Source organism: Wolbachia endosymbiont (group A) of Lasioglossum morio (assembly GCF_947250585.1).
Taxonomy (GTDB): Bacteria; Pseudomonadota; Alphaproteobacteria; order Rickettsiales; family Anaplasmataceae; genus Wolbachia; species Wolbachia pipientis.
Genome location: NZ_OX366327.1, coordinates 781384 through 806381, shown reverse-complemented (window position 1 = coordinate 806381; position 24998 = coordinate 781384). Strand labels below are relative to the sequence as shown.

19 protein-coding genes are annotated in these 24998 nt (G+C 35.3%); 13 read left to right on the top strand and 6 right to left on the bottom strand.

The features are described 5' to 3' along the window. Positions 1 to 93: 93 nt before the first annotated feature. Positions 94 to 1896 (top strand): aspartate--tRNA ligase, encoded by a 1803-nt coding sequence (gene aspS / locus OOK89_RS03930; RefSeq protein WP_015589044.1) that lies wholly within the window; start codon positions 94 to 96, stop codon positions 1894 to 1896. A 61-nt stretch (positions 1897 to 1957) separates the two neighbouring features. Next, entirely contained in the window at positions 1958 to 3220 is a 1263-nt protein-coding gene (locus OOK89_RS03925) for an MFS transporter (RefSeq protein ID WP_006280528.1), read from the top strand. A gap of 7 nt (positions 3221 to 3227) precedes the next feature. Here OOK89_RS03925 and OOK89_RS03920 read toward each other — a convergent pair whose 3' ends face one another. Next, a complete protein-coding gene (locus OOK89_RS03920; protein WP_006279888.1) occupies positions 3228 to 4151 on the bottom strand; it encodes an RluA family pseudouridine synthase in 924 nt (307 codons plus the stop codon). A 408-nt stretch (positions 4152 to 4559) separates the two neighbouring features. Continuing rightward, positions 4560 to 5540 (bottom strand): pyruvate dehydrogenase (acetyl-transferring) E1 component subunit alpha, encoded by a 981-nt coding sequence (gene pdhA / locus OOK89_RS03915; protein WP_006279887.1) that lies wholly within the window; start codon positions 5538 to 5540, stop codon positions 4560 to 4562. A gap of 55 nt (positions 5541 to 5595) precedes the next feature. Here pdhA and hemJ point away from each other — a divergent pair, with 55 nt between their 5' ends. The 3 genes from hemJ (at position 5596) to miaB (ending at position 7955) form a co-directional block, all read left to right on the top strand. Beyond that, on the top strand, positions 5596 to 6024 hold the full coding sequence (gene hemJ, locus OOK89_RS03910; RefSeq protein WP_010082641.1) for a protoporphyrinogen oxidase HemJ: 429 nt from the start codon (positions 5596 to 5598) through the stop codon (positions 6022 to 6024). 53 nt (positions 6025 to 6077) lie between these two features. Then, positions 6078 to 6353, top strand: coding sequence for a hypothetical protein (locus tag OOK89_RS03905; protein WP_147435380.1), 276 nt, complete (start codon positions 6078 to 6080; stop codon positions 6351 to 6353). Between the two features lie 282 nt (positions 6354 to 6635). After that, the gene (miaB, locus tag OOK89_RS03900; protein WP_264718765.1) at positions 6636 to 7955 is read left to right on the top strand and encodes a tRNA (N6-isopentenyl adenosine(37)-C2)-methylthiotransferase MiaB; all 1320 of its coding nucleotides are present in this window, start codon (positions 6636 to 6638) and stop codon (positions 7953 to 7955) included. 140 nt (positions 7956 to 8095) lie between these two features. Here miaB and OOK89_RS03895 read toward each other — a convergent pair whose 3' ends face one another. After that, positions 8096 to 9562 (bottom strand): peptide MFS transporter, encoded by a 1467-nt coding sequence (locus OOK89_RS03895; RefSeq protein ID WP_264718763.1) that lies wholly within the window; start codon positions 9560 to 9562, stop codon positions 8096 to 8098. A gap of 176 nt (positions 9563 to 9738) precedes the next feature. Here OOK89_RS03895 and ileS point away from each other — a divergent pair, with 176 nt between their 5' ends. Further along, positions 9739 to 13080 (top strand): isoleucine--tRNA ligase, encoded by a 3342-nt coding sequence (ileS, locus tag OOK89_RS03890; protein WP_264718762.1) that lies wholly within the window; start codon positions 9739 to 9741, stop codon positions 13078 to 13080. A 68-nt stretch (positions 13081 to 13148) separates the two neighbouring features. Then, a complete protein-coding gene (locus OOK89_RS03885; RefSeq protein ID WP_264718761.1) occupies positions 13149 to 15638 on the top strand; it encodes a hypothetical protein in 2490 nt (829 codons plus the stop codon). On the opposite strand, the gene pheT is transcribed toward OOK89_RS03885, so the two are convergent. Beyond that, positions 15629 to 17968: a phenylalanine--tRNA ligase subunit beta gene (gene pheT / locus OOK89_RS03880; RefSeq protein ID WP_264718760.1), complete on the bottom strand. Its 2340-nt coding sequence runs from the start codon at positions 17966 to 17968 to the stop codon at positions 15629 to 15631. The two genes, OOK89_RS03885 and pheT, sit on opposite strands and share 10 nt — an antisense overlap. Positions 17969 to 18080: 112 nt before the next feature. Further along, complete coding sequence (locus OOK89_RS03875; protein WP_010962582.1) at positions 18081 to 18344, bottom strand: hypothetical protein; 264 nt, start codon at positions 18342 to 18344, stop codon at positions 18081 to 18083. Positions 18345 to 18573: 229 nt separating this feature from the next. On the opposite strand from OOK89_RS03875, the gene OOK89_RS03870 reads away from it, so the two are divergent. From OOK89_RS03870 to OOK89_RS03845, 6 genes are read left to right on the top strand one after another with little or no spacing between them, the layout of a single operon-like run. Further along, the gene (locus tag OOK89_RS03870; RefSeq protein ID WP_155968396.1) at positions 18574 to 19299 is read left to right on the top strand and encodes a F0F1 ATP synthase subunit A; all 726 of its coding nucleotides are present in this window, start codon (positions 18574 to 18576) and stop codon (positions 19297 to 19299) included. 59 nt (positions 19300 to 19358) lie between these two features. Beyond that, positions 19359 to 19586 carry a F0F1 ATP synthase subunit C gene (locus tag OOK89_RS03865; RefSeq protein WP_006014985.1) on the top strand — a complete coding sequence of 76 codons (228 nt, stop codon included), beginning with the start codon at positions 19359 to 19361 and terminating at the stop codon, positions 19584 to 19586. A 3-nt stretch (positions 19587 to 19589) separates the two neighbouring features. Continuing rightward, the gene (locus OOK89_RS03860; protein ID WP_264718759.1) at positions 19590 to 20069 is read left to right on the top strand and encodes a F0F1 ATP synthase subunit B family protein; all 480 of its coding nucleotides are present in this window, start codon (positions 19590 to 19592) and stop codon (positions 20067 to 20069) included. An 8-nt stretch (positions 20070 to 20077) separates the two neighbouring features. Next, the gene (locus OOK89_RS03855) at positions 20078 to 20554 is read left to right on the top strand and encodes a F0F1 ATP synthase subunit B family protein (RefSeq protein WP_077188071.1); all 477 of its coding nucleotides are present in this window, start codon (positions 20078 to 20080) and stop codon (positions 20552 to 20554) included. A 14-nt stretch (positions 20555 to 20568) separates the two neighbouring features. Beyond that, the gene (locus OOK89_RS03850; protein ID WP_319803650.1) at positions 20569 to 21960 is read left to right on the top strand and encodes a glycosyltransferase family 2 protein; all 1392 of its coding nucleotides are present in this window, start codon (positions 20569 to 20571) and stop codon (positions 21958 to 21960) included. Then, positions 21942 to 22970, top strand: a complete 1029-nt coding sequence (locus OOK89_RS03845; RefSeq protein WP_264718757.1) for a COX15/CtaA family protein — start codon at positions 21942 to 21944, stop codon at positions 22968 to 22970. Before OOK89_RS03850 ends, OOK89_RS03845 begins: the two co-directional genes overlap by 19 nt. On the opposite strand, the gene OOK89_RS03840 is transcribed toward OOK89_RS03845, so the two are convergent. Next, positions 22919 to 24994 carry an acetyl-CoA carboxylase biotin carboxylase subunit gene (locus OOK89_RS03840; RefSeq protein WP_264718755.1) on the bottom strand — a complete coding sequence of 692 codons (2076 nt, stop codon included), beginning with the start codon at positions 24992 to 24994 and terminating at the stop codon, positions 22919 to 22921. The genes OOK89_RS03845 and OOK89_RS03840 overlap by 52 nt on opposite strands. Positions 24995 to 24998 lie beyond the last annotated feature (4 nt).

Below are 24998 nucleotides of genomic sequence, written 5' to 3'. Positions count from 1 at the left end.
TATTTCGAAAATTGCGCAAATATCTGACGAACGGGCTTGTATGTAATAAGGTTTATTTCTATACTTCTTAAAGAATTTAGAAGTAAAACAAATATGAACTGCTATAAAACTCATACGTGCAATGAACTGAGGAAGAACGACGTAGAAAAGGAAGTTACCCTTTCTGGATGGTTATATCGTAAGCGCGACCATGGTAACCTAATTTTTGTTGATTTAAGAGACTTCTACGGAATCACTCAGCTAGTATTTAATAATGACAAAGACTTTTTTGATGAGATATCAAATTTAAAATTAGAGAGTGTAATTACTGTTACAGGAATAGTTGAAGCTAGAACTGAAGATACGGTAAACAGCTCTATTTCTACCGGAGAAATCGAGGTGATAGTCAACAATTTGCGCGTTGAGTCGGAAGTTGAGTTCCACTTTGATGAAGAAATAGCAAAAGAAGAAAGAAGTATATTGGCAAGCATTACCGGCGAGCAAGAATACCCAGAAAACATGAGATTTAAATATCGATTTCTTGACTTAAGACGTGAAAAAGTCCGCAACAATATTATTTTGCGCTCACAAATTATTGCAGAGCTCCGCAAGCTCATGATAGAGCGAGGATTTTTAGAGATTCAAACTCCAATACTCACTGCTTCCTCTCCTGAAGGAGCACGCGACTACCTAGTGCCAAGCAGGCTAAATCCTGGCAAGTTCTATGCATTGCCACAAGCTCCGCAGATTTTCAAACAGTTGCTCATGGTCTCAGGGTTTGATAAATATTTCCAAATTGCACCGTGTTTTCGTGATGAAGATGCAAGGGCTGACCGCTCTCCTGGGGAATTTTACCAGCTAGACCTTGAAATGTCTTTTGTGACTCAAGAGGACATATTTGACGTTATTGAATCTGCTTTATATAAAGTGTTCGCCAAATTTTCTCGCAAGTCTGTCGATAAAGATTTTCCACGCATTACATACAAAGAGGCAATGCTTAAGTATGGTTCTGACAAGCCAGATTTGCGTAATCCACTATTAATCAGCGATGTTACAGAAATTTTCCGTGATTCAGGGTTCAATATTTTCAAAAGCAATATTGAGCGTGGTATGGTAGTGAGAGCCATCCCTGCACCTAAAACAGCAGAGGAACCACGCAGCTTCTTTGATAAAAAGATAGAACATGCGCAAAAAGAATTCGGTGCTAAGGGTCTCGGATATATAACGTTTGATAAAGATGGAACTGCGAAAGGCCCAATTGCTAAATTTCTTGATGAAAATAGGCTAAACCACATAAGAGAAGCAACAAACATAGAGCCAGGAGATAGTGTATTTTTTGCTTCTGACAAAGAGAATGAGGCGGCAAACATTGCAGGAAAAGTACGCACTCTTTTAGGGTCAGAACTCAGTCTTATAGATGATAATATCTTCAAGTTTTGTTGGATCATTGATTTTCCATATTTTGTATATGACGATAAAAGTAAAAAAATCGATTTCTTTCATAACCCATTCTCCATGCCACACGGTGGTCTGAAAGATTTAGAGGACAAAAATCCACTGGATATCCTTGCTTACCAATATGATCTTGTTTGCAATGGAATAGAACTGTCAAGTGGGGCGATTCGTAATAACAAACTGGATATCATGTATAAAGCTTTTGCCATTGCAGGTTATAGCCGGGGAGAAGTTGATACAAGATTCGGTGCACTTGTACGTGCATTCAGATTTGGTGTTCCTCCTCATGGTGGAATAGCACCAGGAGTTGATAGAATAGTTATGCTGCTTGCTGATGAGCCAAATATTCGTGAAGTAATCTGTTTTCCTATGAACCAGCAAGGTGAAGATGTTCTAATGGGTGCTCCTTCCAAGGTGGAGGATAAGCATTTACGTGAATTATCCTTGAAGGTTATTGAATGAAAAATTTTATAGCAAGGAGCACCGGTTAATGATATATTAGGTTATGTTAAATTGAAAGACCATGAATAATATCCAAAAAGCAATACTATCGGGCATGATCTGTAACATGATTGTGTGGTATGAACTCACTCTTTTTGGAGTATTAACAGATACAATCATCAACGTTTTTTTCCCATCAGAAGATCATTATTTGAGTACACTCAAATTCCTTGGTGTTTTTGCAATTGGTTTTGCGTTTAGACCAATTGGTGCAGTAATTTTTGGTTATATGGGAGATAAGTATGGCAGAAGAAAGACTTTACTTACTTCAGTAATATTAATTTCAATATCATCCACAATTATGGGAATTATACCTGGGTATAAAGAAATAGGGTTGCTTTCACCTGTATTGCTTGTGTTTTGTAGAATAGTGCAAGGAATAACTGCAGGAGGTGAAACAAGCATTAATACAGCATTTACGATAGAGCATTCAAAAGATAAAAAAAATCTAGGTTTCTTAGGAAGTATGAAGCCCTTTAGCGGAGCCCTTGGAACGCTCTTATGCATAACAATGATATTTATCTGCAAAAGAGTTACAGGTGAGAACTATGAAATATGGGGATGGAAGTTGCTTTTTTATTTTTGCTTTTTTTTGGGGACAATAGGTTTTTTAACTAGGTACATATTAAAAGAAAGCTTAGCATATAAAACTAATAAGTACGCTAATAATTTAGCACATTCACCATTGTTAGAACTAGTAAGAAACTATAAAAGACCGCTTATTATTTCAATCAATCTGGGAATTGCTCAGAATGCAATTGTCTACGCAGCAATAATGTTTTATAATATATCAATAAAAGAGCTAGTTATTTTATCTATTAGTGTTAAAGATTTAATGAGGATAGTAATACAGGTTGTATTTGCAGCATCTGCGGTACTTTTTGCAATTTTATCTGATAAAGTTGGAAGAAAACGCGTAATGATTCCTGTACTGATTATGCTATCTCTGATTGGTACATGTGTATTACCATTATTATCTTCCGTTAACCACTATGTCGTAATAATAACTTACTTATTGATTACTATACCAGTAGGTGCATCTTTTGGAATATATGGTTCTGTTATTTGTGAACTGTTTCCAACAAAAGTAAGATGCACTGGCGTAAGCTTAGCAAATAATATATCTGCAGGAATTTTTGGTGGCCTTTCTCCATACATATGCATGTGGCTTATAGAAAAAACCGAAACAAAACTTGCAGCAGGCATTTATCTTACTGCCTGCGCATTAATTAGCCTAATATCTGTGCTTCAAATTAAAGCCAAAGACAGAAAAGTTGATTGGTGAAATCGTTTCAGTCGAAAAATAGCGCTTCAATGGATTTTTCGATGTGTTTAGTGATAGGAGCGGTGATAGTGATTTCTTTATTGTTTGGCAGTTTTAAAGATAAAGAATGCGAATGAAGGTGAATTTTATTTGCTATCCCATCAATAAAAGCTTTTTTACCACCATATTTACCGTCACCAAGAATAGGGCAATTTATATGAGCTAAATGTGCACGTAACTGATGGGTTCTGCCGGTAATTGGTTGTAATTTTAAATAAGCAACATTGTGTTTGGATTTTGCTATAATTGAAAAATGCGTAGTGGCATTCTGAGGTGAATTTTCATCAACGACCACTTTTTCTTGACCTGAAACATATTTTTTCACCAATGGATAGTCTATTGTTCCACTATCCTTGCTCGGTATGCCAGAAGTTAATGCTAAATAAGTTTTTTTTACTCTTCGTCCTTTAAATTCTTCCATAAGGTATCTGGCAACATTAGCGTTGCGTGCGAATATTATCACTCCACTCGTATCTCTATCTAGCCTATGGACAATTTTAAATGTTTCTCCCTCTCTTATTTGGTCAAGCAAATCACTCATGCTAATCTTTACTTTTACGCCACCTTGAACGATGACCCCTGCGGGTTTGTTTATAGCTAGTATATATTCGTCTTCATATAATATGTTCTCTCTTAGTAGATTCACTAACTTTTCATTATATTTGCGATCAGAATTAGCGTTTTCAATATAATTCAAGTGCTTCAGCGTTATAGTTTGCCCAGAATTTACTCTATCACTGGACTTTGCTTTGCAATCATCAACTTTGATTAATCCTTTCCTTAAAGATTTTTCAATTACAGATTGCTTTAGATCAGGAAAGATTCTTCTGATGTACCTATCCAGCCTAACGTTATCGTCTTCTATTAATATGGTTTTTATACTTTGTAGCATTCCATTATTTATAATGAATATCTAGTGAAATGTCAATTATTGGTGTCATTCCAGTGTCAAGCACTGGAATGACACCGAAGGGGCTACTGCCGTCATAAAGGAACCAGTGTCAGCTACTCGGATGACAGGAGAAGGAGACTACTGAGATGACAGCTAGCCTGACAACCGTCATCCCGCTGCTTGTTAGCGGGATCTAGAGATACCGCGAATGAATCGCGGTATGACGGTTCGCGGCGGCATGACGTAGAGCTTGCGTTAGCTATACTTTTATACTCACCAACTCAGCTGGATCCAAGTAGTCAGAGCACTGGGATGACAAAAAAAGGAGGGCACTTGGATGACGGGAGAAGGAGCTATTTAGATGACATCGTTTACTATACAATGTTTGTACAGTTCTGGATAAAAAAATTAGCTAACAAATTTATAAACATCAGTATACAGCTCATCAACGCTTGGTTCTTTACTATTTTTGGCAAAATCTTCCGACTTTTTTACTAAATCACGTATTTCCTTATCAATTACTTTGCACTCTTCTTCTGAAGCCATTTTATTATCTGTCATGTATTTCTTTAAAGTGCTTATAGGGTCATGATTTTGCTTCATATCTTCAACTTCTTCTTTTAAGCGATAAGTAGCAGGATCTGACATTGAGTGACCGCGATATCGATATGTCTTCATTTCAAGCAGGATAGGCCCTTTTCCGCTGCGTGTGTGTTCCGCTGCTTCGCTTGTAGCCTCATAAACAGAGAAAAAATCCATTCCATCAACTTGTTTTCCAGGAATACCAAAACTTTCTCCTCTTTTATATAACTCTGTTACTAAAGTTGACCTTTGCACGGAGGTTCCCATTGCGTATTCATTATTTTCTATGATGTAAACCACAGGCAACTCCCACAAAGATGCCATATTAAACGATTCATATACTTGTCCTTGATTTGCAGCACCGTCGCCAAAATATGTAAATACCACATTATCTTTTTTCTTATATTTATTAGCAAATGCTATTCCTGTGCCAATTGGAACTTGTGCTCCCACTATTCCATGCCCGCCGAAGAATTTTTTTTCAACGTCAAATACGTGCATCGAACCACCTTTACCTTTCGAGCATCCTGTTTCTTTGCCGGTAAGCTCTGCCATTACAACATTTGGATCAGAATCACATGCGAGCATTAAGCCATGGTCTCTATAACTTGTGATAAAAGCGTCACCTAATTTTGATGCAGCTTGAGTTCCAACTGCAACTGCTTCTTGTCCTATTGATAGGTGACAGAACCCGCCTATTAATCCCATCCCATATAATTGTCCTGCTTTTTCCTCAAATCTGCGTATGAGTAGCATTTTCCTGTAGAATCCAATTATCTGTTCTTTAGTGAAATTTTCTGCTTTCATATCGATTTCTTTTTCATTAAACTAACACAATACCAGGAATTTTAAATTTTTGCTAATGAACTATTACCACTGGCTTGAGGCTTTTCACGTTATCTCTGTTATCATGTGGATGGCAGGTATGCTTTATTTACCCAGGCTTTATGTCTACCATGCAACTGTAAAACCGGGATCGGAAAATGATAGCTTGCTTCAAACAATGGAAAAGAGGCTACTTAGATATATCATAAACCCTGCAATGCTTTTCTCACTTGGTCTTGGAATTACACTAATGGTTATTAGGGAAGCATATCGTGAAGGATGGTTTCATGTAAAAGCATTTGCAATACTTTTGATGTTAATTATTCATATGCTACTTGCAAAATATAGGAAAAATTTTGCAATGGGTTCGAATAAGAAGTCACATATTTATTTTCGCGTTTTAAATGAAGCAGTTACAGTATTGATAATAGTTATAGTTATTATGGTTGTTGTAAAACCTTTTTGACTGACCTTACCCAAAAAAAGCAGAAAGCTCGTATCTGTTCAGATGCATGGCTAATGTACAATACTGAAATAAAAATTCCAGTGCTCCCTTTCTTGTCATCCCAGTGCTTGACACTGGGATCCAGCTTTCTTTACAAATTCACCAAAAGTGCTTCATTCTATAACGCAAAACCCATACTCACCAAACTCAATGCATTACTTGCAATTAAGTTTCCTGGATGCCAGTGTCAAGCTACTCGGATGACACCATTCTTTTTCCTGGATCCCAGTGTTAGCTACTTGCATGACACCATTCTTTTTCCTGGATCCCAGTGTCAAGCACTGGGATGACAAGAAGAGGGCACTGCCCTCTTGGATGGAAGCCAGTGTTAGCTACTTTCATGACACCCTGACAACCGTCATCCCGCTACTTGTTAGCGGGATCTAGAGATACCGTGATGGTATGACGTAGGGGTTGCCGAGAACTTGTCATCCCAGTGCTTGACACTGGGATCCAGTTTTTCGTATAATTTTGTCAAAATCTATTGTGCTAGCAAGTTCACTAGCGTCACGCGCTGGTCTGTTAGACATTTACGTGTAGGGTGAAGAAATTTTGAAAAAGACATACCAAATATGAAAGGCCTATATATTAAAACTTACGGCTGTCAGATGAACGTTTATGACTCCGTTTTAATGGAAAATGTAATTAAACCTTTGGGGTTCAACGTTGTTAGTGATGCAGGGAAAGCCGATTTAGTGATACTGAATACTTGTCACATTAGAGAGAAGGCAGCAGAAAAACTTTACTCAGAGCTTGGGAAGATTCATTCGTTACGAAAAGAAATGACTATAGTGGTGGCTGGGTGTGTAGCGCAAGCAGAGGGAGAAGAAGTTTTCAGAAGGGCTCCTTTTGTTGATATTGTTGTTGGTCCGCAGAGTATCGCTATCTTACCGGAACTGATAGTCAAAGCAAGCAGAAGTAAAGGTCATGTAATAAACACTGATTTTCCTGAAGTTGCAAAGTTTGATAAATTGCCAGATGAATGCTATGGCAATAGCCAGGGGTCTTCTGCGTTTCTTGCCATACAAGAGGGTTGTGATAAATTTTGTACGTTTTGTGTAGTGCCCTATACTCGTGGAGCTGAGTATTCACGGCCAGTGAATGAAATATTTCGTGAAGCATTGAAATTAGTTGCAAATGGGGCAAATGAGATCAATTTGCTTGGTCAGAACGTCAATGCTTACCATGGGGAGTGCGAAGGGGAAGTGTGGGATTTAGGAAAATTAATTAGTCATATTGCTAAAATTGAAAAGCTAGAGAGGATTCGTTATACAACTTCTCATCCAAGAGATATGCACGAATCTCTCTACTTGGTACATGCGGAGGAACCAAAACTCATGCCGTTTGTTCACCTGCCTGTGCAGTCAGGTTCGAATAAAATATTGCGCGTGATGAACAGGAAACACACTGCAGAGGAGTATTTGGAAATAATAGACAGAATTCGCAAATTGAAACCTGAAATCGAATTTTCTTCTGATTTTATTGTTGGTTTTCCTGGAGAAACCGAAAAAGATTTTGAAGAAACTATGAAATTAGTAGAAAAAGTAAAATACGCTCAGGCTTATAGTTTTAAATACAGCCCAAGACCAGGCACACCGGGAGCGGAAAGAAAAGATCAAGTACCAGAAGAGGTTAAAACAGAGCGCCTTCTTCGTTTACAGAAATTAATTAGTAAGCAACAACTTGAGTTTAACCAGAGTATGGTAGGCAAAACTATTCCTGTTCTATTTAGCGATAAAAAAGGCAAACACCAAAACCAAATTATTGGTAAAAGCCCATATATGCAATCAGTGTGCATTGATGATCCTGAAGGTAAATACAGGGACAAAATAGTAAACGTGAAAGTGTTGGAAGCTCGGCAAAATAGTTTGTTGGGGCGTGCCTTTCACTGATTTTAAGCAGCGTTAAATATAAGTCATTAAGCAAAGAGTATTGAAAAAATGCAATCATAATCTTTTTCAAAAGTTACAAAGTTTAATTGCTACCTCTGCTGAACGGGTACCTTAAACCTACAAATTTGAGCTTACCTATATCAATTTTTTGTGTAAGATGAGTTAGTAATAACTTTATGTATTAAGTTAAAGAAAAGTAAAAATATAATACTTATTACTAGATTCAATATTCCCAACTTTAAGAAACCTTCTTTATATATTTCTAAAGATTCTAAATAATTTATTTTACCATTTACTGAAGGAACTGACATAAATTTTGATATTGCAACTCCGGCTAGGTTAGAAAACGCTAATGACAGCATTACTATACCCATCACTACTCCTCTAAGGTATTTAGGGGCTAGTGTAGTTGTTTGTTCGTGGACTAATGGAGCAATACATAATTCTCCCAGTCCCATAAAGGAGATAGCAATTATTAAATATAAGTATTCTACTTTACCTTCGCTGTTAGAGTTTAGGCATCCTATGTACAGTGTGAAAAAACACATAGCCATTGTCAGAAGGCCAAGGGTAAATATGGAAGTTGCATATTCTTTCTTAAACTTCATGTATGTTCCAAAAAGAAAGCCAAATATTATAATTGACAAAGGATTTATAGCTTGAAAAACTGAAGCTGGAATTGTTATACCTAATACATTGTTAATAACGTTTCTTTCGGTAAATAAGTTAATCAAGGAGCCAAGCTGCATTTCTAAAGCAAAAAAACACAAGAAAAATATCACAAGAATAGATAATGCCACTAATTTTCGTCTTTGTTCTGCTGATGATTTAGATATTATATAAATAAATATGCCTAGAGCTGTTATCCCAACAAATATAAGCACATTAGTAAAAAATTCACTATGTATAAGCATTTTAGCAATTATTGATGATAACAGAAGACTTCCTATCAATACTATACCAAAAATTTTAATTCCGAATATGCGCTTATTCATAAGCTCTGGATAAGGAGAAAGGCCGCTATCTCCTAAAAGACTCTGAAATTTGAGAAAAATGATGAGCCCTATGAACATCCCAATACCAGCTAAACCAAAGCCATAGTGCCAGCCAAACAAGTGGGCTACATAACCACATGAAATGGAAGCCAACATTGATCCAATATTCACACTTACGTAAAATAAAGTAAAGCCCCTGCCACGTTCAGGATCGCCTTTACCATAACATGAACCAAGTAGGTTAGTTGCATTTCCTTTAAACATACCAGTACCTACAGCTATTAGAGATAAACTTAAATATAATAAACCTGGTTCAAACTCAACTAATGACATGCAAGCATGACCTGCTATTATCACTATCCCTCCAAGCAATACCATGTTGCGGAATCCCATCAACTTATCAGCTAAAAAACCTCCAAGTATTGGCATAGCATAACCTGTTGCAGCAAATAATGAGTAAACAGTAAAGGCCCTCTTATCAGTGAAACCTAAGTGAGAAGTCAAAAATAGGACCAAAAGTGTCCTCATTCCATAGTAAGAGAAACGTTCCCACATTTCAACAAAGCACAACATTTTTAAAAATTGTGGAAACTTACTTGCCTTCTGATCCATAAAATACCTCTAAAGCTTGAGTTAACATTAAGTAAAACAATAAAAACTGCAAGTAAAATTAAAAAAAAAGTATTAGAAGCTTGGCAAAGTAATTTGTTGGGGTGTGGGCTACGGAAATATTTTTGAATTTGTAATTTTTCAGAAAGCCCTATATTCTTTAGTTTTACATAGCGAACATGAAGTCAAAGCATTATCCTGATACAGTAAGTAATCCTGATTTTTCGTCGTTAGAAAAGGAAATCATAAAATTTTGGCAGGAAAATAAAGTTTTTGAGCAGTCAGTTGAAGAACGTTCCAAGGATAATTGTTTTGTCTTTTACGATGGGCCTCCGTTTGCAAATGGACTTCCGCATTATGGACATTTACTCACTGGTTTCATCAAAGACGCATTTGCAAGATATCAAACTATGCTTCAAAAAAGGGTTGAACGTAGATTTGGCTGGGATTGCCATGGATTGCCGGCTGAGATGGGTGCAGAAAAAGAACTTGGAATATCTGGTAGAACTGAGATAGAGAAGTTTGGTATAGATAAATTTAACGATCATTGCCGTACTTCTGTGATGAAATTTTCATCAGAGTGGGAAAAATATGTCAATAGACAAGCAAGATGGGTAGATTTTCACAATGACTATAAGACTATGGATAAATCATTCATGGAGTCGGTCATGTGGGCATTCAAGCAGCTTTATGATAAGGGTCTGGTGTATGAATCAGTGCGCGTTGTACCATATAGCTGGGCATGCGAAACTCCATTATCTAATTTCGAAACAAGGCTTGATAACGCGTATAGAGAAAAAGTTAGCAAAGCTGTAACTGTTGCATTTGAGCTTTTAGAAAACCCACAGCAATTTAAAAGTGTTAAACAAAAATGTAAATTACTTGCTTGGACTACAACTCCCTGGACGTTGCCGAGCAACTTGGCTTTAGCAATAGGAAAAGATATTAAGTATTGTGCAGTGTCAGTCCACTCTTTGGCAGCGCGTGAAGCTGGAATCCAGGAAGGTAATAAATGTTTGCATGCTGAAGTGACATCAAATCAACCTAATGAAATATATATCTTTGCTGAAAGTTACCTAGAGAAATTTATCAGCCACTCTGAACAAAACAATATTCCATATGAAAACTGCAATATAAAACTTAAAGCGAATGATCTTGCAGGTCTTTCTTACAAACCACTGTTTGACTATTTTAAAGACACAAAAAATGCATTTCGCGTTTTTATTGCTGATTATGTTACAGGAGAAGACGGTACTGGCGTTGTGCATACTGCTCCTGGATTTGGTGAGGAAGATTTTTACCTTTGCCAAAGCCATGATATTCCAGTTATTTGTCCAATTGATAACAGTGGAAAATTTACTGCTGAAGTTTCAGATTTGGCAGGGGTTCATGTTTTTGATACCAATGATACAGTAATAAAAAAATTAAAAGAGCAAGGGAATTGGTTTAAAACTGAGCAATATATTCACAATTATCCACACTGCTGGAGAACTGACACTCCTTTGATCTATCGCACTATGCCTTCTTGGTATGTTGCTGTTACAAAATTCAAAAGCAGAATGGTAGAGCTAAATAAGAGAGTTAATTGGATACCAAACCACATTAGAGATGGTCAATTTGGAAAATGGCTTGAAGGGGCACACGACTGGTCAATTTCACGCAATCGATTCTGGGGTACGCCAATCCCTGTATGGAAATCAGACGATGCGAGATATCCAAGAGTAGATGTATATGGTTCAATAGAAGAACTGGAGAGAGATTTTAATGTTAAAATAGACGACTTGCACAGACCATTTATCGATACTTTAACAAGACCAAATCCTGATGGAAAATCAGTTATGCGCCGTGTACCTGACGTGTTTGACTGCTGGTTTGAATCTGGCTCGATGCCATTTGCGCAAATCCACTATCCGTTTGAAAATAAGGAGTGGTTTGAATCTGCGGATTTTATTACCGAGTACATAGCACAAACCAGGGGGTGGTTTTATACGCTCTTTGTATTGTCTACTGCTTTGTTTGATAGGGAACCATTTAAGAACTGCATATGCCACGGTGTTGTTTTGGATGTAAAAGGGCAAAAATTGTCCAAACGTTTGAATAACTATGCAGATCCAATGGAGGTTTTTGATAGATACGGTTCTGATGCGCTGCGTTTTCTTATGCTTTCTGGATCTATTGTTTGTGGTGGTAATTTGCTACTCGATAAAGAAGGAAACTCAATACGAGATGTTCTGAAAAACGTAATAAAACCTATTTGGAATAGCTATCACTTTTTTACCATGTATGCAAATGCAGATGGGATTAAAGCTGAAGTTTGTAAGGATTATCAAAGCACTATTGATCGTTACATGATTTCCAAGTGTTTTGAAGCTGTAGAAGGTATCCAAGCTTCTATGAACAACTATAACTCCCAAGAGGCTTGCAAAATTTTAATGAACTTTTTTGAAGTGCTAAATAATTGGTATATTCGTCGCAGTCGCGAGCGTTTTTGGAAAAGTGATTTGGATCAGGATAAAACTGATGCTTATAATGTTCTATATACGGTTTTTTATTACATACTAAGAGCTGCAGCTCCTTTGTTGCCACTTATAACAGAGAATATATGGCAAGGGCTTAAGTATGAAGAAACATCTGTTCATTTGGCTAATTTTCCACAATTAGAGAAGTTTGATAGTCAGCTCATTGCCAAGATGGATTTGGTGAGAGAGATATGCAACTCTGCACTCTCTATTAGAAACACTTTTAACATACGTATCAGACAGCCACTTGGCAGTATGATCATTTATCATCAGTCTTCCTGTAGTTTTCTTGAAGGTGAGCCGTTTTCTGTCATCCCAGAGCTCTCTCCCGTCATCCCAGAGTTCTCTCCTGTCATCCGAGTAGCTGACACTGGGATCCAGAAAGAAAAAAGTGCTGGAATGACACCAAGCATGAATGAATATCAAGAGATGATAAAAGATGAGGTAAATGTAAAAAAACTGGAGTTAGTAAACAGACTTGAAGATATTGCATCACTAGAGTTAAAGCTAAGTTTTCCCCTGCTTGGAAAGAGAATACCAGATAAAATTAAGAAACTAGTTCAATATGTCAAAGAGGGAAAATGGAAGCAAGTTGAAAATGAGCAAGTTTTTTTAGGTAATGAGTCAGAAAATTACATCATAGAAAAAGGCGAATATGAACTATTGTTAAAAGCAAATAGTGGATATTCTGCTGTGTTTGATAACAACAAAGGAGTTGTCATTCTAAATACTGAACTAAATGATGAATTAATTCTAGAAGGGTTAGCGAGAGATGTCGTGAGGCTCATTCAAGAAACCAGAAAACAAGCTGATTTTCATATATCAGATAGAATCAGAGTAATAATCAAAACAGAAGAAGAGAAAATTAAGGAAGCAATAAATACGTGGTTTGAATATATAAAAGAGCAGACCCTTGCCTTATCTTTGGACATTAATACAGAAATTGGAACTAACTTCTATTCTAAGGAATATCAGGATTTAAGTGTTAGTATTGAGCGTTAAATTTTTAATAAAGTTGCAAGATTGTCAGTATTTATGCTATACTTAAGGTAATTGGATAAGGTTATAATATGAATAAAGCTGTTGCAGATGATTATGAAGAAGTTGTTAACAGTAGTGGTGGTTTAGGTAAAGCAGAATCTGTTGTTACTTTGGAGGAGGAAGAAGAGTTTTTTGATGCTATGGAAGCTGTTTCTAATGTAGAAGAAGGGAATAATTTAGGTCTTGCTACTTCAGAAGAGGAAGAAGAATTTTTTGATGCTGTGGAAGAACAAGAGCCGTTAGCTAATTTTAACGTTCCACTCAGTATATTTCATTATAAAGATTATAACTCTGATTTTTTTACTTCCTGGTATAATATATCAAGCGAAATATTTAAGGAAATAAATAGAACTTGCCCAGAAAAGAAAATATTAAATTTAGCTCTGTCAGTTTTAATGCTTCCTTATATTGCTTTTACTGCACTGGGATTAGTCGTATGCAGTAGATTTCAAGCAAACAGCAAGACACAAGACAGTGTAGGGGAAGATAAGACAAAAAAGAGTGAAACTGGCGTGCCAAAAAGATTGGCATATGGTGTTCTTGCTGCAATAGCAATTTTTGTTAATATGGCTGTACTTGTAGCCTTAGTTGTTCCTGCAACAATTGCTTTGGCTACTTTTTATCTTTTAAATAGAGATTTATCTCACTCTTTAGTTACTGCTCTTAAAATAAGTATGGGGCGGTATTCTAATAAGCATCAAAATATTGAGGTGTCTTTTCATGAAAAGGAAGTTACTGGACCAAATATTGCGTGGGATATGGAAATAGAATTTCCACCGCAATTTAAACGATTGCTTAGAGATTTGTATGAAAATGAAAATAACAAGTGGTTTGATGTGACGCGGAATTCAGAGCATAGCATCGTACTGAAATTGTCAACTAACATCAATTTAAAAAATGGTCTTAAGCCCTTACGCAATGAAATCAAGGATGTGCTTGCAACTTCTATTCAGGAATTTGCGAAGACTATGGAAGAACTGATAAAGCTAGAAAAGAAAGAGATTACATATGATAAATTGAAGGAATTATTGAACGAATTCAAGTCGAAAGTGGTAGATAGTATAGGTCCTAATTTGACAAGTCACTTAATACAAAGTGCTTATCAAGTTGCCTTTATACAAGCAATTAAGTTTCAGCGAGATAGACGGGGAGAAGATTTTTCGCTGGAAGATGAGATAAAAAATTCTTTAGTGAGACAGGAATTAGAGAGTTTAAGAGGAATAGGTCAAACAAGGTGTAACAATATATATAAGAAATTAAAAGAAATACATGAAAACAGTAGCTTAACAAATGACACCTTAAAAAGGGGGTTAGAAGACCTTTTTAAATTCGAATATGATGATCAAGAGATTGAGCGCAGGCTGATAAAATCAGTAATGAAAAAAGTTCAAGGTAAGTTAAGTCAATCAGATATACCGGATAAGGAGAAGCAAAGCCTAAGGAAGCAGCTTGAAGATTTAGAAAAAAAAGTAAAGGTTCCATCGGATAAGGAAGCTTCAGCTAAAATAAATGACTTTATAGAAAAGATGTATTTAGAAATAAAAAAATATAAAGTGCAAAGGTTACTTCGAGAACAAAAAAAGGGTGTTTTACGTTTATGCAAGAAATTAAGAAAATATGGTGAATCAGGTCTAGCAGAAATAATTGAAGCTTTTCGCGTGCAAGATGAAGGACATTTAGAAAAATCTACATTAGAACAAACACTCAAAGATCAAAATAAGCGTTTACAAGCTGAACAAAATAACAGGGAAAAAGGGCATCCGGGTACAAGATCAATAGAAGTGCTCTTAAAAAGGAATGAAGAAATTCTGAAAGCATTAAAACAGTTAGAATTAGGCAAAAAAGAATTATTGATAAATGAAGAAACAAAAAATGATTATAAAGAAGAACTAACGTCTCGTGAAAAAATAAAATTTGCAGTAATAGAAGATGATTTACTGAAGGTATTCAAGCTTGAAACTTTTGATGAAAAAGAAATCAAGAAGTTATTAGAAAGAGCAGAACTGGAGTACTGTTTAGCAGAAAAACGCATCAAATATCCTGTAATTAAAACAAAAGATAATATCAAACATTTTAGTCAAAATTTATTGTCTCCTTTGATAGACAATTTGACAAAAAATATAATAAATAATATACCAGGAAATAGTGAAGGTTGTATACAGAAAGTTAAGAACTGGAGTAAAGTTATGTTTGGTGCAATAAAGATTGGAGCATCAAATGCTTATAAAGAGACTACAGAGAGAAAAGCGTTAAATGTGGCACATAATACTTATAAAGAAGGAGAGACATTTCTTCAATGTTTTCAGTCAAATTATGAAGGTATTGGAGCCTTTTTAGGTAATTTATTTTCTGATGATGGGGTAACATTTAAAAATGATGTGTGGCCTAAAATAGAAGAGCATTTGCATGGAATGTGGGATAGATTTTTCAAGGATATTGAATTCAATATTGGAAATAAATTGGATGAAGTAAGTGTGACACAGCAACGGCAGGAAACTATGATTGTGACTCAACGATAAGTTCTCAAAGTTCCTCCGGTATTTTCACATACTAAATTAACTATAGCACTTGATTCTTTTTGGATCTCTTTTTCAGTTAAAGTGTGGATTGGAGAGCAAAAAGTAACTGACAACGCTATAGACATCTTATTCGGTTCTATATTATTTCCATGGTATACATCGAATATCAAAACTTCTGTGATGAGCTCTGAGCTTTTTTTTATCACATTGATTATGTTACCTACTTCCACATCCTTATTTACTATAAATGCAAAATCACGTTTTACACTTTGGTATTTATAATCGATAAATTTCTTTCTACTTACAGGTAAATTTTCAATATTTTCTAGTATTACCTCAAAACCTACAACTTTTTGCTTGATATCAAAAAGATCTAATATATTAGGATGCAACTCTCCAAAATAACCTGCTACTTTATTCTTAAAAGAGAGAGTGCCTGACTTTCCTGGGTGGTAATGTTCTTTTTCTGCTTTCTCTATCGTTAAATTATCACAATTAACGTTAAAAAACTCCAAAGCTGCTATGCAATCAGCCTTTGCGTCAAAAACATCTACTTTCCTATCAGTATTATAATGGTTTCGCGGTAAATTATTTCCTGACCTAATTCCACTTAAAACATACTTAGACTGAGCTTCACCATCGTAAATCGGCCCGATTTCGAAGATTGCAAGATCAGATATTCCATGGGCAATATTATCAGCAGTAACTTGCAATAAATTTGGCATAATACTTGGTCTCATTATATTAAAGCTATTGTTAAACGGATTATCGATGATAAATAACTTATTCGAGTAACCAAATTTTTCAGCTGTTGATTCACTCATAAACGACCAGGTTAGCACTTCATGAAACCCTCTGTTTGTCATCAAAATACGCAAATTGTCGTATGTACTATCTACTTCTTCAACATTATTTGGTAGTGGTTCTTCTTTTATTTTGTCATAGCCGTATATCCTTGTTACTTCTTCGATTAGGTCAGCCGGTATTGTCACGTCCGGTCTCCAGCTTGGTACTTGTACATTCCAATTGCCTTCGGTTTTTTTATCAATACTAAACCCTAGTTTCGTTAAGATATCAAGCACCTCATCAGGCGATACAGACACACTTCCAAACTTGTTCACATCCTGATAATCAAAGCTCACCTTGGTGTCAGCACTATCTAAACTGCCAGCAGACACTACGCTTGAGGTTTCTCCACCACATAAGTCCAGAATCATTTTAGCTGCAAGGTTGAGTCCATCAAAAGTAAATTCAGGATCAACTGAACGTGCAAATCTGTAACTAGCGTCTGTGGAGATGCCGAGCTGCCTTGAAGATTTAGTAATAGAGATGGGATCGAACCAAGCAGACTCTAAAAAGATATCAGTAGTTTCAAGAGTACATTCACTGCACTTACCACCTATAATTCCAGCAATTCCATGAATATTTTTATCACCTGCAATAACGCTTATGTCTTTGTTTAATAAGTATTCTTTACCGTTCAAACCAGCAAATTTTTCTCCGTCGTTTGCTTTGCGTACTGTGAGCTCTCCTTCTATTTTTTTTGCATCATACGCGTGCATTGGGCGGCTGAAAGATATCATAATATAGTTCGTGATATCAACTATTGCAGAAATGGAGCGCATTCCTATCGATTCCAGCCTATCTTTTAACCATTTTGGGCTTTCTTGATTTTTTACATTGGCGATGTATATTCCACTAATAAAACTTTCCCCGTCAGTAACTTCAACATCGATTGGTGAATTTATGAAGCTGGTAAGTTGTGGAATGCTTAAAGTCTTTAATGTCCCAATTCCAGTTGCAGCAAGGTCGCGAGCTATTCCATAAATGCCTAAGCAATCTCCACGGTTTGGGGTAACATTTATATCAATTACAGGGTCACAATTGAAAAATTTATCCCCTACTTTATAATCATCGGAAAGCTCGATTATTCCTTCACTTTCCTCTTGAACCAACGCAAGTTCAGAAGCAGAGCAGAGCATCCCTTCACTTAGCACTCCTCGTATTTTTGTAGGCTTGATTGTGAAATCACTTTCTGGCAATGTGCTACCAAGAGATGCAAGCACAGTTTTCATACCTTCTCTAACATTGTTTGCTCCGCAAACTATTTGTAGAATTTTACTTCCGTCATCTACTTTACATAATTTTAATTTATCAGCATTTGGATGCTGTATCACCTCTAATACTTCTGCAACAATAAAACCAGCTAATTTTGTATTGTCGATCACATCTTCTACTTCTAACCCTATGTGAGTTAATTTATCGGTAATTTCTTCTAAACTAGCATTGGTTTCTAAATACTCCAGTAACCAAGATAACGTGAATTTCATCGATCTAACAAGAAACAAAAAAGTTATTGTAATATAAAATGTAGTGCTTTTAAAGCTTGTTGTAGTGGAATACTTCTACATCATTGTTTATGATGTAGAAGCTTTTGTAACTTTATATCTTCTTGCGAAGAGAAAGAATTTTTTCTATATCACCTTTTAAATCTATCTCCAGAAAGAATTTAAGACTTTCATAATCCCAGGCATCCTCATCAATGTTACCATCAAAAAAGAAGTGTATTATTGCATTGTTGAGTCCTATGTAATAATCGCGAGTATCTTCGTCAAGGAAACAATCTACTGATTCGATGTATCCGTTACCAAATTCCTGCTCCAAATTTAAAGGATGATTAGTGTTAATAAAATCTATTTCGTTCATTATATACCTCACTAAAAATTAAATTATAATCAAAATAAGATATTAAGTCAAGATATTGAATAATTTAACAAGATTAGTAAATTTTAAAATACAGAGCTGACTGTAATTAACATTCTAATTACATATTTTGTTAATATGTTAATGTTATAATAATACAGAGCCTTATCTTAATTCTTGACTTTGTCCTATAAAATTCATACTTTATTTACTGTTTATAATTCAGATTAAAATGGCATTAAATCCGCTGGAACAGTTTAAAGTATATACGGTAATAGAGTTACCTAGGTTATTTGGGTATGACGTAAGCTTTACCAATTCATCTCTTTTCACGATGATTTCGGTGATATTGGTGATACTCTTTTTGCTTTTTGGAATAAAGAAGGGGGCAGTAATACCAGGATATTTGCAAGCTGCAGTTGAGTATGTATATGATTTTGTTATTTCAATAATAGAAAATAACACTGGAAGCAAAGGCTTGCAGCACATTCCATTGATATTTACAGTGTTTATTTTCATTTTATCATGTAATTTGGTTGGTGTTCTTCCTTATAGTTTCACGGTCACAAGTCATGTGATAGTCACCTTCGCTTTATCGATGGTGGTTTTTATTTATATAACGATTGTTGGATTTAAAGAAAGGGGAGTAGAATTTTTACGCATATTGCTACCAAAAGGAACTCCTTCGTGGCTTGCACCTATAATAATTATTATTAAGTTGTTTGCTTATTTAGTAAGGCCGGTTAGCCTATCAATAAGGCTTGCAGCAAATATGATTGCTGGTCATACAATCATCAAAGTGATAGCAGGGTTTATTGTAAATATGAACATATTTTTCACTCCTGCGCCGTTTTTGTTCATAATTGCATTGATAGGATTTGAAGTATTTGTTGCAATTTTACAAGCTTATATATTTACTATATTAACATGTGTATATTTGTCAGATGCAGTAAAGTAATTGACTTCCTTGTAGAATATTTTACAATTATATTATAAAGAAATAATTAAAGGTAATATATGGATTTAGTAGCTTTAAAGTTTATAGCAATTGGTTTAGCTGTGTTTGGAATGCTCGGTGCTGGTTTAGGTATAGCTAATATCTTCTCTGCTATGTTAAATGGGATTGCGAGAAACCCTGAATCAGAAGGTAAAATGAAAAGTTATGTTTATATTGGTGCTGCCATGGTTGAAATCATGGGATTGCTTGCGTTTGTACTTGCAATGTTATTAATATTTGCTGCTTAACAGATGCCACAGCTTGATGTTTCAACCTTCTTTTCTCAAGTTTTTTGGTTTTTAATTTTTTTCTCTTCACTTTTTTTCGTAGTAAGTTGTTTATTTTTGCCAAAGTTAGATGAAATAATAAGCACTAGAAGTAAAGAAGTATTGGATTCTTTTAATAGTTCTGTTCATCTTTTAAGACTCACGGAAGATCAGGTTGCCAAGTATAATGCCGCTTTAAACCAAGCTAGAATACAGGCAAAAAAAATCATAGATGATGCACTTGCTCAGGTAGAAGAAATGAGAGCTAATGTTAAGAATATATTAGAAGAGGAAGACAAAAAAAAGAGCAAGCTTATTGAAAAAAAAGTGGCAGAATTTAAATCTGAATATACTGATCAGTTAAAACAAATGGCTACTAGTATTGCTTTAATTTATTATACTAAATTGACTAATTATGAAATTGAAGAGGAATTTATTGCTGACTTGGTGTCCAAAGAATTTTAGGGGTTTTTATGTCTACATCACTGATTATCGGTCTTGCCTTCTTGGTAAGTTTTGTCCTTTCGTATAAATTGCTAAAGAAAGTGATAAAAAATGCGCTTAACAATAAGCGTAACAAAAGCAAATTTTCAAGTGAAGAAACTGAAAAATTCAGGAAAGATATGTTGGAGTATTACAAAAAATCTTCTAAAAAATACAAAGAATTAGATGCAGAAGTTAATAAAATGATGAATGAAGCACTTGATAAAGCTAATAGTATCATTAAGCACAATAGACAGCAGCTAGATCAGACATTAGATGACAATGCCCATTCTAACTTGAAGAAAGTCACTGACCAAGTTGAAAAAGCTCTTGGGGATTTACAGACTAACACAGTGAATATAGCTGCTGATGCTGTAAAAAAAATAATGCATGAACGTAAAGATGATAAGCGTAGTAGCGAGGTCATATCTTCATTTTCACGTGACTTAAATAAAAAATTGCATTAGGTTCAATGCAACAATTGCCTATACTTCAAGCTGATAATGTAGAAAAAATTAAGTTTGATTCTAGTTTGTGCAAAGAGCCAGAGAAACTTTTTTACTATAAATTTAATATAATTCCTTGGCAAAAATTAAATAATACTACTTTTTTTATGGTTGAAGACACAAGCCGAGATATCAACCGTTGGGTCGAAGCTCATTACGGTATTGACTATGTATTAATAAAAGTGGATAGCGAACAGATTTTAAATCTTCTTAACTCGCACTTTGGTATTTCAGAATTTGCAAGCAACTACTTATATTACAAGAATCCTAATTTTTCAGCTAAAAGCATTAAACTAAGCTCAATATTTTTTGCTTCTTTCTTTATTGTAACTTCAATTTTAACACTAACAGAGAAATATACATATTTTGCTTTGATGTTGATATTTATAATCGGATGTTCTAGTTATTTATTCAAGTTTATAGCTACAATTTTTAACTTATGTGAAACCTCTAATCAAAAAGTGGATTATAGTAAGCTGAATGAAGAAGATTTTCCTATATATACTATTTTATTGCCTGCTTTTAAAGAAAGTGCAGTGATAGAGCAATTGATCGAAAGCATTGAAAGTTTGGATTATCCAAAATCAAAATTAGATGTGAAGCTTCAGGTAGAAAGTGATGACCAAGAAACGCTAGCAGCTATAGAAAAGTACACTTTACCGCAGTATTTTGAAGTAATAAAAGTGCCTCATTCTTTGCCTAGAACAAAAGCCAAGTCATGCAATTATGCTATGAGCTTTGCTAGAGGAAAGTATGCAGTAATATATGATGCGGACGATAAACCAGACCCATTGCAGTTAAAAAAAGCACTGATTGAATTTAATAAGGGCGACGATAAGTTAGCCTGTGTACAGGCGAAATTAAATTACTATAATTGTGATTGTAATTTTCTCACAAAATCCTTTTCTCTGGAGTATATGAACTGGTTTCAATACTTATTGCCTGGATTCCAAAAAATGAACATGCCAATGCCTTTGGGTGGTAGCAGTAATCATTTTTCAGTAAAAATTCTAAGAAAAATGTTTTTCTGGGATGCTTATAGTGTTACCGAAGATGCTGACCTCGGTTTGAGACTTGCGCAAATGGGATATAAAACCAGGATGATTGACTCAGAAACATTGGAAGAGTCACCAATTGCTGTATTTGCTTGGATTAAGCAAAGAGCGCGCTGGATCAAAGGCTATATGCAAACTTATATTGTTCATTTAAAAAATATAAAGTCTCTTTATAAACACACTGGATTTAAGGGAATTTTGCTATTGAATCTTTTTGTTGGTTCTGCAGCTTTTCTTGCCTTGTGGGAGTTTATTCTTTACCCTGAGCGATGGAACAAAACTAAACATGGTTTATGGAAGCAAAACCTGTAGCCATTTGGCTTTTTCTCTGCTCGGTCATGGTAATTCTTATGGTAGGAATTGGTGGATTTACCAGACTTACAAGAGCGGGATTGTCAATCACGGAGTGGAAACCCATCACTGGAACATTACCACCACTGAATGAGCAAGACTGGCTACAAGAAAAATTAAAATACGAAGCTACACCTGAGTATAAAGCATTCAACTATGGTATGAGTATGGAGGAGTTTCGCGCTATATACTTAATAGAGTATGTGCATAGATTAATTGCAAGACTAACAGGTTTAGTTTTTGTCCTGCCATTTATATATTTTACATTAAGAAGAAAAATATCTAAAAAGGTAATAATAAGGCTATTGATAGTCTTGTTATTTGGAGCGCTGCAAGCTTTTGCTGGTTGGTATATGGTAAAAAGCGGCTTGGTAGCCAAGCCTCATGTTAGCCACTATAGGCTCGCACTTCACTTATTATTAGCATTAGTTATCTTTGCATTATTGTCATATCAATTTTTTGATTATCAGATAAGGCCACAACAAACAAAACTTAAGGTTAGTGGTAACACTATATACTACGCAAGGATGATTTTGGTCCTAATTGTAATACAAATAATTTTCGGCGCATTTGTTGCGGGATTAAATGCTGGTTTGATTTACAATACCTTTCCACTAATGGACGGACAAATCGTTCCAGAAGATTTATTTTTCTTACAGCCTATATGGCTGAATATCTTTGAGAACAGAGCGACAGTGCAATTTATACATCGAGCACTGGCATTGCTAATACTAACTTTGGTAGTAATACTCACAGTAAAAAATGCTAGCGTAAAACCGGTATATATTATGCTGCTCTCCATCATCATTCAGATAATTTTAGGAGTGGTTACTCTTTTGTTACACATACCAATAGCCATTGCCATAGCTCATCAAGTGTTTTCATTTATCTTGTTTGGGTCAAGTTTGTACTTCTTGTGTTATTTAAGAAAGCAGACTACATCACCGATCTGCACATTTTTTCCTTCTTGAACGGGAATATTTTTTATCACCATTGCTGCTTCAGCACATATAATATTTTCCATTTTCATCGCTTCCACAACAAATAAAGGTTGTCCTATTTCTACCTGATCTCCTACATTTACGTGTAATTTAACTAATAAACCAGATATTGGGGATTTTACAGCATCTGCTGAAATCCCTTCTGTTTCATTATTTAGCATTAACCTACTTAATTCAGCTACATGAGGCTTAAATATACAACACTCAGCTTTCATGCCTGCATGTCTTATGAAGTACTTGCTGCCTTGTCTTTCTATTTTAAGTGCTATATTGGTATCGTCATTAATTGTGATATATAGCAATCTATAACTTGATTTCCACTTGCCTATAACGGAGTATTTATTGTGATTATATACTGTTATTAATATATTATCTTGGTATTTTGCATTTACGGAGTACTCATTGTCATTTATATTCACTATGAATAAATCTCTTGCACGGTCACCTGCCATCCGAGTAGCTGATACTGGTGCCCCTTCTTTTTTACTAGATTCCAGTGTCACGCACTGGAATGACACCTGAGATGTTTCATTCACTGCTTTATGATGGTACCTTTCTTCATTTTCCAAATGAACATATAACGCAGTGAAAATAAATATTTTAATATACTCCTCTGCAACAAAATCGCCGTGAAACCCACTAGGGTAATGATCTGGAATGAATCTCGTATGGAGCTTTGCTGCGATAAAATTTGGGTGATGGAAGATGGATTCTAGAAATTCTATATTATTTGTTACTCCTTCTATATAGCATTCAGACAATGCTTTTTGCATTCTGCTAATCGCTTCTACTCTATCTTTTCCATATGTTATAACTTTTGCAATCATTGAGTCATAGAACGTGCTAATTTCTGAACCTGCAGCAACTCCATCATCTATTCTTACATAATCATTTTCACCCGGTTTATCGTAATATTTTATTCTTCCGCTGGAAGGGAAAAATTTCTTCGATGGGTCTTCAGCGCAAATTCTACTTTCTATTGCAGAACCAGTAAGTTTAATATCATCCTGATTGAATCTCAATTTCTCTCCACAGGAAGTTCTAATCATTTCTTCTACTATGTCTATTCCAGTTATAAATTCTGTTACTGGATGCTCAACTTGCAATCTCGTATTTACCTCAAGAAAATAGAAGTTTTGGTCTTTATCTACAACAAACTCAACAGTGCCTGCTGAAAAATAGCCAACTTGCTTTGCCAGAGAAACACATTGAACATACATTTTTTGTCTTACTTCTTCACTAATGAATGGACTTGGCGTTTCTTCTATTATTTTCTGATTATTCCTTTGTATCGAGCATTCTCTTTCTCCAAGACAAACTATATTGCCATATTTATCTGCTATGATTTGTATTTCAATATGTCTTGGCAACTCTATATATTTCTCTATAAAGATACTGCCATCCTTAAAACTTTTCTCTGCTTCATTTGTGGCTGATGTAAATGCTAGTTCAATTTCTTTTTTGGAGTTTACAATTCGCATTCCTTTGCCACCACCGCCTGATGCAGCTTTAAGCATAACCGGAAAGCCAATTTCTTCAGCAACTTGAGCTGCGTGGGCAGCGTTGCTAATCTTACCCATATATCCTGGCACTACATTCACTCCAGCTTTTTTTGCCGCTTCTTTTGCTGTTATTTTGTTGGCTGTAACTTCTATTGTTTCTGCACTGGGGCCGATGAAGTCTATATTATGTTTTTGAAGAGCACGTGGAAAATCTGGATTTTCTGCTAAAAAACCATAGCCAGGATGAACTGCCTCAGCACCTGTTTCAACTGCTACTTCACATATTTTTTCAATGTTTAAATAACTGAGGCAAGAAGGCGAAGGGCCGATATATCTTAACTCATCTGCTTGCCTTACATGCACAGAATTTACATCTGCATCCGAGTATATGCACACACAAGATATACCCATCTTATGGGCAGTTCTGATAATCCTGCAGGCAATCTCTCCTCTGTTTGCTATTAAAATCTTACTGTACTTCTTTTCCGTCATCTTA

Coding starts and splice junctions, on each gene's coding strand:
- aspS (WP_015589044.1), top strand. CDS start 94: ATGAACTGCTATAAAACTCATACGTGCAATGAACTGAGGAAGAACGAC.
- OOK89_RS03925 (WP_006280528.1), top strand. CDS start 1,958: ATGAATAATATCCAAAAAGCAATACTATCGGGCATGATCTGTAACATG.
- OOK89_RS03920 (WP_006279888.1), bottom strand. CDS start 4,151: ATGCTACAAAGTATAAAAACCATATTAATAGAAGACGATAACGTTAGG.
- pdhA (WP_006279887.1), bottom strand. CDS start 5,540: ATGAAAGCAGAAAATTTCACTAAAGAACAGATAATTGGATTCTACAGG.
- hemJ (WP_010082641.1), top strand. CDS start 5,596: ATGAACTATTACCACTGGCTTGAGGCTTTTCACGTTATCTCTGTTATC.
- OOK89_RS03905 (WP_147435380.1), top strand. CDS start 6,078: ATGTACAATACTGAAATAAAAATTCCAGTGCTCCCTTTCTTGTCATCC.
- miaB (WP_264718765.1), top strand. CDS start 6,636: ATGAAAGGCCTATATATTAAAACTTACGGCTGTCAGATGAACGTTTAT.
- OOK89_RS03895 (WP_264718763.1), bottom strand. CDS start 9,562: ATGGATCAGAAGGCAAGTAAGTTTCCACAATTTTTAAAAATGTTGTGC.
- ileS (WP_264718762.1), top strand. CDS start 9,739: ATGAAGTCAAAGCATTATCCTGATACAGTAAGTAATCCTGATTTTTCG.
- OOK89_RS03885 (WP_264718761.1), top strand. CDS start 13,149: ATGAATAAAGCTGTTGCAGATGATTATGAAGAAGTTGTTAACAGTAGT.
- pheT (WP_264718760.1), bottom strand. CDS start 17,968: ATGAAATTCACGTTATCTTGGTTACTGGAGTATTTAGAAACCAATGCT.
- OOK89_RS03875 (WP_010962582.1), bottom strand. CDS start 18,344: ATGAACGAAATAGATTTTATTAACACTAATCATCCTTTAAATTTGGAG.
- OOK89_RS03870 (WP_155968396.1), top strand. CDS start 18,574: ATGGCATTAAATCCGCTGGAACAGTTTAAAGTATATACGGTAATAGAG.
- OOK89_RS03865 (WP_006014985.1), top strand. CDS start 19,359: ATGGATTTAGTAGCTTTAAAGTTTATAGCAATTGGTTTAGCTGTGTTT.
- OOK89_RS03860 (WP_264718759.1), top strand. CDS start 19,590: ATGCCACAGCTTGATGTTTCAACCTTCTTTTCTCAAGTTTTTTGGTTT.
- OOK89_RS03855 (WP_077188071.1), top strand. CDS start 20,078: ATGTCTACATCACTGATTATCGGTCTTGCCTTCTTGGTAAGTTTTGTC.
- OOK89_RS03845 (WP_264718757.1), top strand. CDS start 21,942: ATGGAAGCAAAACCTGTAGCCATTTGGCTTTTTCTCTGCTCGGTCATG.
- OOK89_RS03840 (WP_264718755.1), bottom strand. CDS start 24,994: ATGACGGAAAAGAAGTACAGTAAGATTTTAATAGCAAACAGAGGAGAG.